This is a genomic window from Vibrio sp. 1180_3, assembly GCF_029478545.1.
Lineage (GTDB): Bacteria > Pseudomonadota > Gammaproteobacteria > Enterobacterales > Vibrionaceae > Vibrio > Vibrio aestuarianus.
The window spans coordinates 108,758-126,924 of sequence record NZ_SJFM01000003.1; the positions used below are offsets into that span (position 1 = coordinate 108,758).

Consider the following 18,167-nt stretch of genomic DNA (forward strand, 5'->3'; position numbering starts at 1 on the left):
TTTTCACTTGTATTTGAATTTCATAAGGCCTTGTTGTAATTAGGCGATGAAAGAAAAAAATTTATTATGGAAAACCAGTAGTGCCTCACTTGCGGTATTACTGGTTTTGCCGATCTTAGCGATCTTTTATACGGCTGTTGGACAAACTGATGATGTTTTTTCTCATCTGATGTCAACAGTGATGCCTACCTATACCTTTAATACCATCGTTCTGACCTTGAGTGTGATGGGGCTGTCATTATTATTTGGCATTCCTAGCGCTTGGATCATGGCGATGTGCCAGCTTCCGGGCGAGCGTATCTTACAATGGGCGTTAGTTCTGCCATTAGCGATGCCGGCTTACATTGTTGGCTATATTTTTACCGGATGGTTTGATTATGCCGGACCAATCCAAATTCTACTGCGTGATTTGACCGGATGGGGTGTCGGTGACTATTGGTTCCCGGATCTTCGCTCTTTAACGGGTGCTAGCATTGTGTTGGCGTTGGTGCTTTATCCTTATGTGTATTTACTGTGTCGAGCCGCTTTTATGGAGCAAAATGTCTCTTTACTGCAATCGGCGCGGTTACTGAAATGTACTCCATGGGAAAGTTTTCGACGTATCTCGTTACCGTTAGTTCGTCCTTCAATGGCGGTTGGCTTGTCGCTTGTCGCGATGGAGACGGTGGGTGATTTTGGCACGATGAGCTATTTCGCGGTCAACACCTTAACCACGGCGGTTTATGATACTTGGCTTGGTTATTCCAATTTAAATGCTGCTGCGAAGATATCGGCGGTGATGTTGGTGATTGTTATTTTGTTATTAAGCGCGGAACGTTACAGTCGGCGCAAACAAAAATTGTTCCAAAGCCAGTTCAATAGCCATGAAGATTTCCGATATCAGTTACAAGGTTGGAAAAAATGGGGAGCATTAATGTGGTGTTGGGGGTTGGTGGCTATTGCCTTTATTTTGCCACTGATGCAACTGCTGTCTTACGCTTATCATTATTTTGAACAGAGTTTTACGGTTGAGTTTCGTGAATACGCAATCAACAGTTTTACGGTTTCCTTTAGCGCAGCGATATTGGCCGTGTTTGTCGCGCTGGTGGTCAATTTTTGTTATCGCTTAGCTCCCAATCGCAGTAATTTGAGCTTTATGCGTCTCTCTTCAATGGGTTACGCAGTACCCGGAACAGTACTCGCGATTGGTATCATGCTGCCCGTGCTATTTATGGATCACCTCGTGAATGACATTGCCAAATATATGCAGTGGGGACGCCCGGGATTAGTTTTCTCTGGTTCAATGTTTGCCATTATTTTTGCTTTAGTGGTGCGTTTTTCTGCGGTTGCGATCGGTAGCATTGAAAGCAGCCTCAATAAAATTTCGCCTTCCTTAGATATGGCCGCGCGCACCATGGGTTGTAAAACAAACGGTATGTTGTGGCGGGTACATCTTCCACTGATCCGCCGAGGTGCACTCATTGCTGGTTTATTGGTTTTTATTGAGTCAATGAAAGAGTTGAATGCCGCTCTGTTGCTGCGCCCATTTAATTTTGAAACCTTGGCGACTTATGTTTACAACTATGCCTCTGATGAGCATTTGGAATTGGCTGCGCTACCTGCCGTTTTATTAGTTTTAGTGGGCTTAATTCCGCTTGTTATCGTTAACCGTTCTCTGGAGCAAAATCACTGATGAGCTGTGCACTCTCTATTCATAATTTGACTTGTAAGTATGAATCTCAAACGGTGCTTAAATCGTTGACTCTGGATGTCGAGCACGGTGAAATAGTTTGCTTGTTAGGAGCCAGTGGCTGCGGTAAAACCACCTTACTGAAAGCGATTGCGGGTTTATTGCCTCTGAGCTCTGGTGTGATGAGCTTAAATTGCGTGACTATTGATGATGGCGAACATTGGCTGCCACCAGAAGAGCGTAATATCGGCATGATTTTTCAAGATTATGCGCTTTTCCCTCATCTCACGGTTGCTGAGAATGTCGCATTTGGTTTACGACACATACCACAGCTTGAGCGCGCTAACAAAGTTTCAGATATGTTGGAACTGGTCCATTTGTCAGGTTTGGATGAGCGCTATCCGCATCAATTGTCCGGTGGTCAACAGCAACGAGTTGCGATAGCTCGTTCATTGGCTTACAAACCGGATCTGCTACTACTCGACGAACCGTTCTCTAATATTGATACCCAAGTCCGTCATGAATTGATTGCTGAAATTCGTAAGATCTTCAAAAAGCAGGGAGTGACAGCTATTTTTGTGACGCACAGCCGCGAAGAAGCGTTTGCGTTTGCTGATAAAATGGCAGTCATGAATCATGGTGTGATCGAACAATATGGTACGGCATCAGAATTGTATTATCAGCCATCGAGTAAATTTGTTGCTGATTTTCTTGGTGGAGGAAGTTACCTCGCGGCAACGCGTCTTTCTGATTCTCAGTTTAAAACTGAACTAGGTGTTGTAGAGGCGATAGCGCAACAAGAGATACCACTGAACGCTGCGTGTGAGCTGTTATTGCGCCCGCAACATGTGCAGATTTCAGCTCAAGATGAAAGCAGTGTTCATGTTATTGAGCAGCAGTTTATGGGTGATCACTGTCGCTATGTGATTGAAGTCAACGGCAATAAATTATTAGCCACTTCTTCTCAAGCATTGCTTATTGGTCAAAGTGTTTCGGTCAATATTGATACCCAAGGGGTATTGGCATTTTAGAAAAAAGCCCGGCAAAAAATGCCGGGCAAATGTCTTCGCCTATAGGGAACTCATTTGAGCGAAGGTGGCTCCCTTCCTACTTGAAGTGGTTGCGGTGTTAACTACGCTCGCTTATCCCTAATCACATAGTTTTCCGATGTGCATGAGAATAAGCTTACTTATTGCCTACCTACAGCTCCAAGTAGTTTGGGTATCAAAGTTACAACGACAGGAATTCTTTTACCTGTAGAAGAACGCGTTCTGCGGTTTCTTTATCGGCCATTTCGGCAAAAATTCGCAGCAGTGGTTCAGTGCCTGAAAAACGAGCAATAACCCATCCGCCATTTTTGAAATAGACCTTAGCGCCATCTTCGTAGCTGACTTTTTCAATCTCATATTCAAATTGAGGCAATTGTTTCTCGACATAGATCTTGTTGTAGAGTGCTTCTTTCTCGGAAGACTTAAACTTACAATCTCCCTCTGCAGTGTAGGCGTAGCCGTACTTACCATAGATTTCGGCTAACAGTTCTGACAATTTTTTACCGGTTACGCTGATCATTTCAACTAGTAGACTTGAAGCAAAAACGCCATCTTTGCCTTTAATATGTCCACGAATGGTTAAACCACCCGAGCTTTCACCTCCGATCAAAGAGTCATCCGCTTCCATTTGTGAACTGATGTGTTTGAAGCCAACGGGCACTTCAAAACATTTTTCACCGTGATCTTGTGCGACTTTATCAAGCAGGTGAGTGGTAGCGATATTGCGCACGACCGACCCTTTCCAACCTTTGTATTCCAATAGGTAGTAGTAAAGCAAGATAAGCACTTCGTTGGGGTGAATGAAGTTACCTTTCTCATCGATAATACCTAAGCGGTCTGCATCACCATCGGTACCGATGCCGATGTCATAACCTTCCGCCGCCACAAGGTGCTTAAGTCGGTACAATGTTGCTGCGCTCGGCGAAGGCATTAAACCACCGAAATCGGGGTTTTTACCGTCATTGATAACATCAACATCACAGCGCCCATTGATCAATACGGTTTGCAGTGCATTTTTAGCCACCCCAAACATAGGATCAATCAAGACACGTAAATTCGCTTTTTTGATGGCTTCAATATCAATGAAGTTGATGATTGAATCGACAAACTCGTTCATTGGATTGATGATTTCAATGGTTTTATCATTAATCGCTTGTTCGAAATCGACCCTTTTTATATCTGCAAGGGTTAGGTGCGCAATTTGTTGCTCAATCTTTTGCGTGATGATTTCATCCGCATCCCGTCCACCTTCGATGAATACTTTAATTCCGTTGTAGTCTGCTGGGTTATGCGATGCCGTAATACAAGCAGAATAAGCACAGCCCATTTCTTTGGCTTTGAACATGACGATAGGAGTTGGAACAAACTTATCAATGAAGCTAACAGGCACGCTATTTGCCGCTAATACTTCAGAGAACCAACGGCCAGCTTTATCTGATAAAAAGCGACGGTCGTAGCCGATAATAAAACCTTTATCTGCCACTTGTTCATTGTTGATGATGTTGGCAAGAGCTTGAGCTACAAGACATACATTGTCTTTTGTGAACTCTTCACCAATAAAAGCGCGCCAACCACCTGTACCAAATTTGATCATAATTTCATCCTTTGGGATTCACTATAATTTGCTCCCTAATCTCATTAAGGGAGCAAATATCCCCTTCCTACTTGCAGCTGCAGTGGTGTTGGCTACGTTTGCTCACCCCAATCACATCGTTTATCTATGCTCATGGGGAGAAACTCACTTGCTACCTACCTGCAACTTCAAGTGCTTTGGGTATCGAGTTGTCTGTTGACCTTAACCAAGCACTACGACTACGTCATTGACACTACCAGCTTCAAGTACTGGAATAACGCCTTCAATGACTTTGCCGTTCACCGTGATAGATTTCACGCCTTTGCTCACCGAACTAGGGTTTTCAACTTTGATGTTGTAAGTCGCACCACGCCATTGACGAGTCACTTCAAAACCTGGCCAATTCGTTGGAATACAAGGATCTACCGTCAGCCCTTCAAACCCAGTACGAACACCGAGAATAAAGTTTGTCACCGCGAAATATGCCCAGCCAGAAGTGCCGGTTAGCCATGGGTGGTTGGCGCGACCGTGATCTTGATGATCGCGTCCCATGATGAACTGTACGTAAGAATACGGTTCAGCAATGCGCTTTTCGATAATGTCATTTTGGTTATACGGGTTTAGTGCGTCATAGAATTTCATCGCACGATCACCACGGCCTAATTTAGCTTCAGCCACCCATGCCCAAGGGTTTGGATGTGAGAAGATAGCACCATTCTCTTTTACCCCTTGATATACGCGAGTCACAAATCCAATGTCGTCGTTTGGTGTTGAGAAAGAAGGCGCATTCAGGTGCAGACCATATTCACAGAATAGGTTTTCATCAACCGCATCCATCGCTTTCTCACCACGCTCTTGCGATACGGCACCAGAAAGTACCGCTAGCGTATTGGATTCAAGGTGAACTCGACCTTCAGTTTGTTGGGCTGTACCAATTTTGTCGCCTTTTTTGGTGAGGCCTCGAATATACCAACCACCTTCATCGTCCCACAGGTGAGTTTCACAAGCTTCGCGTACGTTGGCTGCCATTTCTGTATATTTCGCTACATCAGCCTCATTTTTACGGAACTTGGCAAGGTCGATAAACTCTTGCAGTGCCCAGAAATGAAGGAAAGATACCATTGATGACTCACCACCGCCTAAATTTAGGCAGTCGTTCCAGTCAGCGCGTAGACCTTTACAGATGCCGGTTTGTCCGACGTATTCTGCAGAGAAATCTAATGCCGCTTTCATGTGCTCGTAAACGGTTGCATTGCCACCGTCAGCGTATGGGATCTCTTCATCAAAAAAGCTGGTTTCACCTGTTTCCATCACGTATTTGCAAATGGTAGGTACTATCCATAAGTGGTCATCAGAGCAGGTATCTTCGATGCCGTGGATCTTGTCTTCATCACTTGGCGTTGGCACCACTGTTGGTGACTTAGATGGTTTAACGTCAGCTTTTTCTGGATCAAACCAGTCAGGATCAAAGAGGTGTAAACCGTAACCGGCTTTCACTTGGCCTCGTAGTAAATCAACCAGACGTTTACGTGTCATTTTCGGGTTCGCATGAGGCACAGAAATAGCGTCTTGCGCGGTATCACGGTAGCCAAGACCTGTACGCCCACCGACTTCAATAAATGAAGCAAAACGCGACCAAACTACACAGGTTTCGGCTTGATAGAGTGTCCAAGTGTTGATCATTGTATCCAACCCTTGGTTAGGTGATTTCACTTGGAATTTATTGCAGCGTTCATCCCAGTGCGCTTTGATATCAGCAAAAGCGGCATCAACGTTGGCAATATCTTGGTATTTTTCACGTAGACGAGCGCCATTCCCTTTGCCGATACCGAGAATGTAAGCAAAACGAACTTCTTCGCCCGGTTGAATAACAAATTGCTTATGTAAAGAACCACAATGGTTGTAGCAAGTTTGCGCGCTGTTTGAACAGCGACCTTTTTCAACTGCAATTGGGTTCGCTTCGTCACGGTATAGCCCTAAGAAGCTGTCGCGTTGGCCGTCATATGAATCAGGATCAAATGTTGAAGCTAAGTAGTAGAAACCTTCAAAATCATTGGTGTTGTAGTAAAGGTCGTATTCAATAACACCCGCATCGTAAGCTGTACCAGCCGAGTACAGTGACATTTGGTGATTTTGGTTGTCAGATTGAATATGGCTAAATGAGAATTCAACGAATGAAAAGGCGCTGATTGTTCGAGGTTGATCAGAATCGTTTTTGAGCACGACATCCCAAATTTCTGCATCTTCCCCTTTTGGTATAAACAAGGTTTTGCTGGCGCTAATACCATTGTATTCACACTTAAATTTTGAATAAGAAAGACCGTGGCGAACTTCGTAGTTTGCTTCGTCTAGGCTTTTTGCTACAGGTTGCCATGAAATGGACCAGTAATCACCAGTTGCATCATCACGCAGATATACATAGTGCCCTGGACGATCAAACGATGCGTTAGGGCGGAATTTAGTCACACGGTTATACTCTGGCGAGTTATAGAATGAGTAACCGCCAGCATTATGGGAAATGACCGTACAGAATTTTTCTGTTCCTAGGTAGTTTGTCCAAGGTGCCGGTACGTCTGGGCGTGTAATGACATATTCACGATTGTCGTTATCGAAATAGCCGTATTTCATTGTTCTTTCCTTTTAAACACACTGCGTATTGTGCAGCGAAAATTAATGCTAGTGAAAACGTTGGAGAGATGTGAACTCTCCCTGCTTCATGTTATTTCCAAGGTGATCGGTAGCCTATTTCTTGTTTGTCTAACAAGGGAAGGTGACCTTTCAGCCGTGATAGATAGTCTTGCCAATCACGATGGGATTTTTGCGTCCATCCTGCTTCAGCGAGTGCGGTTAAGCGTGGGAATATCATGTAGTCCATACGCTGTTGGTTATTGACCAGTTCACACCAAAGTGCGCATTGAATACCGAGAATACGTTTACGAAGTGGATCGTCATCAGGCACTTCGGCCAAAGGCTCGTAGCGATACGCTTTTTCTAAAGGGGTAACGCCAGCCCAATCAACACCAGGTTCTTCCGGTGCATAGTCTTGAGCGATATCTAAATAAGTATATTGACCAGGTTGTAAGATCACATCGAAGCCTTGTTTGGCGCAGTTCAGTGCCGCTTCTTCCGATAACCAGGAATAAATAACCGTGTCTTTACTGACTTTATTACCGTGTTGCGCTTCTTCCCAACCGACCATGCGTTTACCTAATGCACGAAGTTTTTGTTCGGCGTAACGCAGTAGATGGCCTTGCAATTCTTTGGCGTCGGTATAGTGGTTTTCCGCCATCAATTGCTGGCATTTTGAGCTGTTAACCCATACCCCATCAGGGACTTCATCGGCACCAATATGGATAAACTGAGAAGGAAACAGCGCTGCTACTTCTTCCAACACGGCATCTAAAAATTGGTAGGTTCCAGGAAGTGCAGGGGAGAGCACGTTGTCGTTGTAGTATTGAATACTGCGATATTGAGATTGATCTTCATCATCCACCAATAGGTGCGGTAGCGATTTAATTGCCGCGCGGCTGTGTCCTGGAATATCTATTTCTGGAATGATGGTGATTCCACGTTGATTGGCATAGTCAATGACGTGTTTGATCTCTTGCTGGGTATAAAAACCACCGTGACGCTGAGTGAGCAAACTGTATTGTGGTTCAAGAACCTCATCGGTTCCGCGCCAAGCACCGATAGTGGTCAATTCAGGGAAGGCTTTAATCTCGATGCGCCAGCCTTCATCATCGGTTAAATGCCAATGGAAGGTGTTGAATTTATAGTGGGCAAGTTGATTGATTAAGCGTTTGACGCGATCAACCCCATGAAAATGACGGGCGCAGTCAAGCATCATGCCGCGATATTTAAAACGAGGGGCATCGCTAATTTTAACGTAAGGAATAGTCAGTGCTGTATCTTGCTGCTGAATAAGCTGTAACAAGGTCGCACAAGCATGAATGAAACCAACGTGTCCACTGGCTTCTAAGCGCACGCCGCTTCGGTCGACAAGCAGATAATATGTGCCTTCGTCGAAGGTCGGGTTGGTTCTTAAGACAATATCAGCACTGCCAATGGGTTTCACTTGCCAATCAAAGAGAGAGCTAAGCTCTTGCTGTAGCCAGGTTGCTGCCATTTCAGCACACGATGATTGTAATGTTATTTGACTTGATGCTGTCAGGGTAAAATGCCCATCAAATGTTTCAACTTTGTTCGGTTTAGGAATTAGGCACATTGCTGCGGTGTCAGTTTCCGCTACTATGCTACGTTCACGATAAGGTGAGGCTAGTGCAATCGGTGTAACGGTCACATCGTGTTGAACTTGAATTCCTAATTCATTGGTTCGAACAAATGCGTGTTTGACACCGTCGGTGTAGTAATGGAACGGTGCAGTTTTTATGCTGAATTCACAGTAAAAATTTGAATTTGCAGGTAAGCATTTACTATCTGGTTCAAGTGAGCAAAAACTACCTACTTGAGTGACTTCACCGTGTGTCACACTGTCGGGTTGGATAAAGCGATCTATCACAAAATGCAGTGACCAGTCGTTTAAATCTTGATCACTTAAATTGTGAAAAGTTAACCCAAAACGGCAAAATTGTTTTTGTTCAGAGAGAACCGCGAAGTCAATTCGATAGCTCATAAGTATTCCTTAATACAAATTATGCTCGGCTTTGCCGGCAAACATAATCGCGCCTTCGATAGCGTCGAATTGAGGTTGAACAATCCATTGTTGTACTGGTGGGGATAACCAACAAACAATGCGCTCGGCAATGCTGCCCATTAGGCAAATGCGATGAGCTCCCTTGTTATTCAAAGCGATTAGCAACATTTCAATATCTGAAGCGGTGTGTTTTAGCATCTCAATCGCTAGGTAATCCCCTTGGTGAGCGAGAGCGAAAATTACTGGTGAAAATTGAGCATAATCGCGTGGTAAGGCACTTTTTGACCAAGTAACAATGTGGTCGATATCATTATTGAAGTGCTGCATAACGTGTTGACTTAATTCGCAATGCTCTCCAATACCATCTTGAATTAACAATACTTTTTGAATCAAGCGTAGCCCCATGACGGCCCCACCACCTTGGTCGGAAATTGGAAACTCTCGTCCACCAACCACATATTGTTTACCGTTTTTAAGTAAGATGCCGCACGAACCAGTTCCTGCAATCATGATTGCACCATCATCACCATGGTGAGCGCCAATGCAGGCTCCATAAGCATCGGTGTTTAACGTCAATGATGCGAAAGGATGTTCTTGCTGCATAAAGTCATGCCAAGCTGATTTTTGTTCTGCGCCAGCTAAAGCAAGGCCGAGATGCATTTGGGGAAAATGCGCTGATGATAAACCACCTTGATGAGCGGCTTGCGTAATTGCCTCGATAATGGACGCCATGGCGATCTCAACGCCCAGTAAAATATTGGCACTGCCACTTTTTGCTTCCCCAATGAGCACGCCTTGTTCATCTCGGATCCGCGCTCTACAAGAGGTACCACCACCATCAATACCAACGTAAAAATAGGTCATGTTATTGCTCTCCTTTTAAAGAAGAGAAATGATCAAACTGCTGGATAATGGCTAATAAATACCAAGCTCCGTGAGGAATCCATTGTTCCCCCCAGCGCCAGTTTTGTAACATGTCATCTTTTTGCGCTGGTGGATTAAAGGCGATGTCTTCTTCATCGTCGAAGCCACCAGTAATGCCATTACAAACTCCACCTTTGGCATTGAAAAAGCCTAACTGTGGCAGGTAGTCTGGGTTGTTATGACCATGTCCATCAAGCATGCACATGTTGTATGGGTTAAGGCCAACAATCCAGTTCAGAGTATTCTGCGCAAAAGTGAGCAATTGCTGGTGCAGCTGTGGGGATACATGAGGTTTCACACTGTAGGCTAATGTTGCCAGCGAGCCTAAACGTGCATTTTCGCCTTGCCACCAGTAGCCTGATTCATTGTCGTGAGCGACAAAAAATGCCGTTCGTTTTTCGCCGTTGACTGACTTTACATACTGACGAGGGTAGCCAAATGGGTTAGTGACTTGTTGGGTTATATTCAGCTCAAAATGACAGGCATTTTCTACGACAGAAATGATGGCTGATTTTTTATCGTCTTGGTGCTCAATCGTTAGATATTCACACAGTGCAATAACAGGTAAGCCCGCTTCGGCTGCGTGATAATAAGGCCGGCTACCATCGTGATTTGCTGACCAGTAGTGAGAGATTTCGTCATCACTCATTTGGCGAGCTGATAATCTTTCAGCCCATAGACGGCTTTCTTGCAAATAACGCTCTTGGCGAGTTGAGCGATAGAGCTCAACACTCGCTAATAGAGCACAATACTCATCTATAATATTTTCTTGGCCATCATTAACATAACGAGTGTTGTACTCTTTGAGGTGCCAATAACCATGTTCGGCTGCTGCAAGGTAGTGCTCGGAGGTAAAGTCGCCGTATACATCTAATCGAGCCGCAGCGGCGAGAGCGGCAATTGATATGCCACCACCTTGGCGAAAAGCCGCTTGGTAGTCATCAGACTTGTCGCCTTGTTGATGGCTATAGGCACAAATCTCGCGTTGTTTGATGTCTTTGCTCCATTTGTCAAAGACTGTTGAATAAAAAAATCCCTCGGAATTTTGCATGCGAACAAGAAAATCCGCGCCAAATAAGGCCTCTTCCTTAAGGCGAGTACGTGAAAACGCAGCAAAATCCGAGTGATGCTCTAAAATTGCTAACCCTTTTAACATATTCCAAACCACCATTGGGGTTTGCTGAGGATTTAAATAGTTAGCATAAGAAAGGTGACTTAAATATTTGCTAACGTCACCAGAAGCGTCGTACCACCCACCATGCACATCGGCAGTGGTTGATGTACCTAGCAGTGGTACGCGCTTATCTTGCTTATCGAAAAGACCGCTACAACGTTGAGACTTGAAATAGTGCAGCACATCAGAAAAAGTTTTCTGCATTAGCACTGCTGTGCCTATTTCGAAAGTCTCGGAGCGAGTATTTTCGAAACGTAAATAGTATCTTCCTTGAGTGGTAAATTCAGAGAAATCGATAGTGTAAAAGTTACCCACATGCCAATTGGCGACACAACCTTGTGCTTTGATCTCTAAAGTTGTGACCGTTTGGTGTTTATCTGCACAAACCAATAAAGCCATATACGAAGACAAACGCTTACTGCTGGTTGTCAAAATGGCTTGTTTAGGGCCTTGAGATTCATAGCCAATATGGTTAGTGAGTAATTGCATTCAGTCTCTCCAGGTCAATCAATGTGTTGTCGTCAACGTACCGTCTGTTTTGGTATCTTCCCATCAAGCTTGAAGTTGCGGCTTGGCTAGCGTGGTTGTTGTGCTGCAACTTCAAGTGCTTGATGGTTGATTGAGTTAAATAGTTATTGTTTTAGTTGGTGATTACTTACTGCTCATAGAGATAACAACGAACAAAGTGGTTATCAGACAGTTGAGTAACAGCAGGTAATTGTTCACGACATTTTGCAGTGGCATGAGTACAACGACCTGCAAATGGGCACCCGACAGAGTCTGGCGTCCATAGCGGTATTTCACCTTTGTTGCCTTTTAATGGCTCGTGGATCGACTTGCTTGGATCTGGAACGGCTGAAACCAAGAGTTGAGTATATGGGTGTTGAGGATCGTGGATGATCTCTTCGGTGTCGCCCCATTCAACCATGTGGCCTACGTACATTACAGCAAGATCTTCGGCAATATAACGTGCGGTCGCGATATCGTGGGTGATGTATAGAAGTGACATTTGTTTTTCAAACTTCATCTCTTCCATCAGGTTTAAAACACCGGCACGAATTGATACATCTAGCATTGACGTTGGTTCATCAGCAAGTACAACTTCAGCCCCCACCGCAATATTACGTGCTAAGTTAACGCGTTGACGCTGGCCACCAGAAAGTTGGTGCGGGTATTTAGCTGCCGTCTCTTTTGGCGGGATCAGCCCAACTTGTTCGAGAAGATCGTGAACTCGTTCTTCTAGTTCCTTCTTATTGCCAGACGTCACTTTTTTGTGGATCAACAGTGGACGCGCAATATGATGGAAAATCGTATGCGTTGGGTTTAAAGAGCCAAATGGGTCTTGCCATACCATTTGTACACCTTCACGGTAGTGCATTAGATCGCTACGTGATGTTATTTCTTGAATGTCGCGGCCTTTGTACTCGATGATGCCATCGGTTGGAGCGTACATTTTAGCTATCATTTTGGCGGTAGTTGACTTGCCTGAACCAGACTCACCTACGACAGATAAACCACGACTTTTATACATTTTGAATGATACGTCGTTAATGGCTCGCATCATCGGTTGTTTAAGGGCGTTACTGTTGAGTGGAAAATCCTTAATCAGATTTTTACCTTCTACCAGTAATTGACCAAGCTCTTTGCTCATAATTGTCTCCAGAAATTCTTTTAATACAGCACTTGTTCTACAGCTTCATTTGAGCAATTGGTTCACCGTAAAGGTGGCAATTGGAGAAGCGACTAGGCTCTATTTGGCGCAAAGCCGTTGGTATTTTTGTACACGCCTCATGGACGCGATCACAGCGAGCCTGAAAGCGACAACCATGAGGAATATCTAGCAAGTTAAGTGGATTGCCAGGAATACCAGTTAGCTTTGTTTTTGGGCCAGTTAATGGAGGGAAAGAGCTTCCCAACCCTTTGGTGTAAGGGTGGTAAGGGCTTTGCAAAATTTGCTTAGAAGGTGCAACCTCAATTAATTCGCCTGAATACATGATGCCAATGCGGTCTGAGAACTCGACCATCAAAGACAAGTCATGAGTGATAAACAAAATTGAGAATCCAAATTCTTCTTTCAGAGCGTAGATTTTTTGCAAAATTTCACGTTGAACCACGACATCTAGTGCAGTGGTCGGCTCATCCATAATGATCATTTTAGGGTTGAGTGCGAGCGCAATCGCGATGACCAAGCGTTGACGCATACCACCAGAGAACTGGTGTGGGTAATCGTTCAAGCGGCTAGGGTGAATATCAACGATTTCCAATAACCCTTCGGCACGGCGTTTCGCTTGTTCACGTGTCATGTTGGTGTGACGCATAATCACATCACAGAACTGTTCTTCCATGGTCAATACTGGGTTTAATGCGTTCATTGCACTTTGGAATACCATCGACATCTGGCTCCAACGAAATGATTGCATGCGTTCATCACTGTATTGGATGATGTCTTCGCCATTGAAGATCACTTCGCCACCAGTAATAAATGCAGGCGGCTTATGCAGACGCATTAAGGAGAATGCAACGGTTGATTTACCACAACCAGACTCACCCGCTAGGCCAAAAACCTCGCCTGGAGCAATATCGAAGCTGACATTATTACAAGCACGGACATCGCCAGCGTCAGTAATGTAGTCTACGCATAGGTTACGGATTGAAATAAGTGGTGATGTCATAATTATTTATCTCCGCTCCAAAGTGCATTGTTTTGTGGTGGTAGTTGTTCTTCAGGCTTGCGCTCTTTTTTGTCTTGAGCTGCCAGTTTTTTCCAACGTTTCATGCCTTTGTGTGAACGTAACTGAGGGTTCGCAATTTCATCGACGGCAAAGTTAAGCAGTGCAAGCCCTGTAACGAGAAGCGTCAAAGCAATACATGGAGCGAGCAGTTCCCACCAAGCGCCAATCAGCATTGAAGATGAGGTTTGTACGTTGTACAGCATGATGCCCCAACTGATAGTGTTGGGATCGCCTAGACCAAGGAATGAAATGGTTGCTTCCATCATGATGGCGTACATTACTGAACCAATGAAACTTGCGCCAACGATAGAGATAAGGTTTGGCAAAATTTCAATGAAAATGATGCGCCAGGAGGATTCACCGAGCACTTCAGCTGCTTTGACAAACTCTTTCTCACGTAATGCGAGTGTTTGCGATCGAACAACACGTGCGCCCCATGCCCAGGAGGTGCAACCGATGATTAGCGCGATGGTCAATGGCCCGGCCTCCCCAATGAAGGCGGCGACCACAAATAAAAGTGGGTACTGAGGAATAACCAGCATGATATTCATCGCTGCGGTTAAAAAATCATCGATCTTTCCGCCAAAGTAGCCAGCAGAAACACCGATTACGGTTGCTAAGAAACAGACGGTAATACCGGCACCAAAACCAACCGCTAGGGAAACGCGTGCGCCATAAACAACTTGTGACCAGATGTCACGGCCCATACGTGATGTACCAAGTACGTGATCAGCTTTTTTTGACATTAACAGCGTACGGCGGTCTGTTGCTAGGTTTTCAGCGACCCAACCATTTGGATCAGCTTTGGCTGCTTTTACGACAAATGATGGATATTCATGTGGATTACCCGTGCGTTTATCAGGAGCGTGGCTTGTGATAAGCGGTGCTGCTAAAGCGATAAATAAGAATGCACTGAGAATCACCACGCCAACCATGGCAACGGTATTACCACGAACAAGTTTAATAAGATCTTTCATGATTATTTACCTCCCTTACGTAGGCGAGGGTCAAGAACGACGTACAGCATGTCTGCTAGTAGGTTAAAGAACAGCATAAACAGAGTCATAATTAACAATTGGCCTTGCAGTACTTGGTAGTCACGAGCGTTGATAGCGTTAAAGAGAACCGTACCAAGACCTGGGTAGTTAAAGATAATTTCGATGATGAGCTGGCCACCAATCGCCATACCAAGAGACATCGACAGTGCCGTTACACTTGGTAATAGAGCATTACGTGCAGCGTAGTTAAAGACTACGCGGTTTTCGCTTAAGCCCTTACCTTTTGCCATAGTGATGTAGTCTTCTGCCAACAAGTTAATCATGTTGTTACGCATGTTGACCAAGAACCCACCGATTTGGACTAACGAAGCACAAACCAGAGGAAGGAAAGCGTGGTAAGCCACATCTTTAATGAATGTCCAACTGGTCCAATCTGGCGTTACTCCTGCAGTATAGGCGTAGCCTGTAGGGAACCACTGTAAGCCAATAGCAAAGGTAAACATGGCGATCATCGCGATAACGACCTGTGGAACCGCCTGAATGACTAACATGCCTGGAGTAACGAAAGTGTCATAGCGACTACCACGCTTCCATGCAGCGAAAATACCTAAAATGGAACCGATAGAGAAAGAGATAACTACCGCCGTGCCAGCTAGAAATAGTGACCAACCAAAAGCACTACCAAGTAACTCATTAACACTCAAAGGGTAAAATTTAATGGATGTACCTAGCTCCCAGCTTAAAATGCTTTTTATGTAGGTTACATATTGAACTAAATATCCACCATCAACGAAGCCAAGAAGCTGTTTCATTGCAGCAATTCGCTCTGGTGTTACTTGTGTTGTTGCATTCGCGAACATCATGGTAACTGGATCACCTGGCATCGCTCGCGGAATAATAAAGTTTAAAGTTGCTGCGACTAGCAACGCGATAAAATAGAACGACAAACGTCTTAAAAAATAACCCATAACTCACACCTTACTCACCCAGTTTTATCCTGTATCTGGTTTCAGGTCGCTCCTAGCGAAATTTAGAGCGATAAATCCCCTAACGACGAGCGCTATACTTTTAATAGGTATTAAAGGGGATTTTTATCAGCGGCGTACAAGGTACGCCGCAAGGATTGAACTTCTACTTATTTAACTGGTTTTAGGTCCAGTACATGCAATAGACGCTCTGGGATACCAGCCCAAATGTTTGGACGGCCTTTTGGATTTTCTTCGTTCCACCAACCAGTGAAGCGAGTTGTATTGTACTGGAACATATATGCACCAGACATTACAGGAACCGTTACTTGATTTTCAGCGATGATTTGCTGAATACCATGAGCGATTTCTAGTTGCTCGTTCTTATCGGCTGTTTTGTAGAAGCTATCAAGTAAGCTATCTAGCTTCTCATTTTTGAAGAAGTGCATCGCGAAGCGAGGCATACCTTCACCACCTTGCAGTGCTGAGTTGTAAGCACTGTTCCAGTATAGATGTGGATCGGCACCGTGGAAGTAGTTGGTGTACGCGACATCGTAAGTACCTTCAAGCATGGCTTGGTTGTATACTGCGAATTCTGGTGTACGTGCACGTGCTTTAATGCCAACTTCACCAAGTTGCTCTACAGCTAGCTGTACGGTGTTGTTAAAGTCAGTCCAACCGTTTGGAGACTGAACTAGTAGCTCAAAAGACTTGCCTGATGGTGTATCAACAAAACCATCGTTGTTTACGTCTTTGAAGCCAGCTTTAGCTAGTAGTTTCTTGGCACCTTCTACATCGTATGTGTTGAAGCCTTTGTATTTATTATGAATACTTTCATCTGACCAAGCTTCAAATGCGTAACCTAAGCCTGATGCGAAGTCATTGACAGTACCGCCACCGTAAAACGCGATATCGATGATGGTTTGACGATCAAGAGCCATAGAGAATGCGCGGCGGAAGTCTACGTTTGTTAACGCTTCATTTTTCGCGGCATCTGGATTCTTGAAGTTAATCATAAATGCTTGAGTGCCCGCTGCAGGGTACCAGTAATGGTGATTTGGACTTGCTGCTGCATAAGTACGATCGATATCTGGAACGAATGATGATGTCCAATCAAGCTCAGAGTTTACGATCTTACCTAGAAGTTGATCATTGTTTGCAATTTGAGGAACACGTAGACAGTCTACCTCAAGGCTTGCTGCATCCCAGTAATTCGGGTTACGACATTGGATGTAAAGCTGAGGAGTGAATGTGTCGATCTCGGTAAATGGACCAGTACCTACAGGGTTTTCATTGGTAAAGGTTGTTGGATCTTTCACATCTTTCCATACGTGCTCAGCAACGATAGGAACCAGAGAAATCTCATAAGGTACGTTAGAGTTTGCTTCTGTTAGGCGGAAACGAACTTGGTACTCGTTTAATTTCTCAACGCTAGTTACCCATTTATTGATACCACGTTGGTCAAGTTCTGGCTTGCCTTGTAAAAGGGCATAAGAGAACACAACGTCATCAGCTGTAAATGCTTGGCCGTCAGACCATTTAACACCTTTACGGATATCAAATGTAACGCTCATCAAGTCATCAGACATTTTAAAGCCTTCAGCAAGACGCATTACCGGAGTATTACCGTGCATTTCATTAAATACTACAAGAGGTTCGTAGATGAAGTCAGTTGTAGTACGTAGGTTTGTTGCTAGGTACGGGTTAAAGTTGCGCACCATTGTAGGGTAGAAATCCGGTACGATAGTTAGCTCACTACGTGCTGCTGCTGGAGCTGAAACACTCGTTGCTGCAGCGGCGATTACTGCTGCGGCTAGTGCTGTTTTTTTTATATTGGCAAGCATAGCTGTTCCTTACTATTTGCTTTCATTTCACTAATGGATTTGAATGTTATCAATTGATAAACACTCTCCAAGGCCTACCTCATTATCTGTTAACAAACCGGAGGAGTGAGTCAACTTGAGTGGCCTGTAGACCTTTGGTAGGAGTAAGAAGACACCTTGCAGAGAAAATTATCAATTCCAATTCCCGTTAAAAACGTCAAAACATGACACTTTGACGTCATAAACGTCAATATTATCGATTTGCTCTCAATGTTGTTCAATTTATCGACAGTGATCAACCTCTCGAATAACTATAAGTATTCCACTTTATGTAAGTGTTCACTACGTATTTTGGCCTTTATTTAAAAGGTTTTTTTTGATTTTCTTGTAAGTGGAGATCTTGCTCACGCCTTAGGTTTTTCGTTAATTTGCGTACCTAAATTAAATCTGCCGAATTGTTGTGATTCGGTTCGCAATCTCTATCTTTACTCAATACTATTGGTGATTTTTCACTGTTGAATGAGAATCCTCTGACTCTTTAACTGGAATCTTTATGTTGTTTTGACCTCTTTTTTTCTTTTGTAAAGCAAGGTTTTTGCCTGCCAA

At 44.2% G+C, this 18,167-nt stretch carries 12 protein-coding genes; 2 read left to right on the top strand and 10 right to left on the bottom strand.

Translation table 11 applies throughout. The features are described 5' to 3' along the window. Positions 1-46: 46 nt before the first annotated feature. Both EYW48_RS03280 and EYW48_RS03285 read left to right on the top strand, forming a co-directional pair. Complete coding sequence (locus EYW48_RS03280; RefSeq protein WP_053311298.1) at positions 47-1,672, top strand: iron ABC transporter permease; 1,626 nt, start codon at positions 47-49, stop codon at positions 1,670-1,672. Continuing rightward, positions 1,672-2,700, top strand: a complete 1,029-nt coding sequence (locus EYW48_RS03285) for an ABC transporter ATP-binding protein (RefSeq protein WP_277431854.1) — start codon at positions 1,672-1,674, stop codon at positions 2,698-2,700. Before EYW48_RS03280 ends, EYW48_RS03285 begins: the two co-directional genes overlap by 1 nt. A 199-nt stretch (positions 2,701-2,899) precedes the next feature. Here the strand turns inward: EYW48_RS03285 and EYW48_RS03290 are convergent, their stop codons facing one another. From EYW48_RS03290 to EYW48_RS03335, 10 genes are all read right to left on the bottom strand, one after another. Then, a complete protein-coding gene (locus EYW48_RS03290) occupies positions 2,900-4,312 on the bottom strand; it encodes a phosphoglucomutase/phosphomannomutase family protein (protein ID WP_277431855.1) in 1,413 nt (470 codons plus the stop codon). A gap of 201 nt (positions 4,313-4,513) precedes the next feature. Continuing rightward, the gene (locus EYW48_RS03295; RefSeq protein WP_277431856.1) at positions 4,514-6,919 is read right to left on the bottom strand and encodes a N,N'-diacetylchitobiose phosphorylase; all 2,406 of its coding nucleotides are present in this window, start codon (positions 6,917-6,919) and stop codon (positions 4,514-4,516) included. A gap of 91 nt (positions 6,920-7,010) precedes the next feature. Further along, the gene (locus EYW48_RS03300) at positions 7,011-8,924 is read right to left on the bottom strand and encodes a family 20 glycosylhydrolase (RefSeq protein WP_176311992.1); all 1,914 of its coding nucleotides are present in this window, start codon (positions 8,922-8,924) and stop codon (positions 7,011-7,013) included. Between the two features lie 9 nt (positions 8,925-8,933). Next, a complete protein-coding gene (locus tag EYW48_RS03305; RefSeq protein WP_277431857.1) occupies positions 8,934-9,809 on the bottom strand; it encodes an N-acetylglucosamine kinase in 876 nt (291 codons plus the stop codon). Position 9,810: 1 nt separating this feature from the next. Next, positions 9,811-11,532, bottom strand: a complete 1,722-nt coding sequence (locus EYW48_RS03310; RefSeq protein WP_176312898.1) for a glycoside hydrolase family 9 protein — start codon at positions 11,530-11,532, stop codon at positions 9,811-9,813. Between the two features lie 166 nt (positions 11,533-11,698). Next, positions 11,699-12,694 (bottom strand): ABC transporter ATP-binding protein, encoded by a 996-nt coding sequence (locus EYW48_RS03315; RefSeq protein WP_053311291.1) that lies wholly within the window; start codon positions 12,692-12,694, stop codon positions 11,699-11,701. Between the two features lie 37 nt (positions 12,695-12,731). Then, the gene (locus tag EYW48_RS03320; protein ID WP_053311290.1) at positions 12,732-13,715 is read right to left on the bottom strand and encodes an ABC transporter ATP-binding protein; all 984 of its coding nucleotides are present in this window, start codon (positions 13,713-13,715) and stop codon (positions 12,732-12,734) included. 2 nt (positions 13,716-13,717) lie between these two features. Then, positions 13,718-14,752, bottom strand: coding sequence for an ABC transporter permease (locus tag EYW48_RS03325; protein ID WP_053311289.1), 1,035 nt, complete (start codon positions 14,750-14,752; stop codon positions 13,718-13,720). A gap of 2 nt (positions 14,753-14,754) precedes the next feature. Continuing rightward, positions 14,755-15,741, bottom strand: coding sequence for an ABC transporter permease (locus EYW48_RS03330; protein ID WP_053311288.1), 987 nt, complete (start codon positions 15,739-15,741; stop codon positions 14,755-14,757). A 167-nt stretch (positions 15,742-15,908) separates the two neighbouring features. Next, entirely contained in the window at positions 15,909-17,582 is a 1,674-nt protein-coding gene (locus tag EYW48_RS03335; RefSeq protein ID WP_053311287.1) for an ABC transporter substrate-binding protein, read from the bottom strand. Positions 17,583-18,167 lie beyond the last annotated feature (585 nt).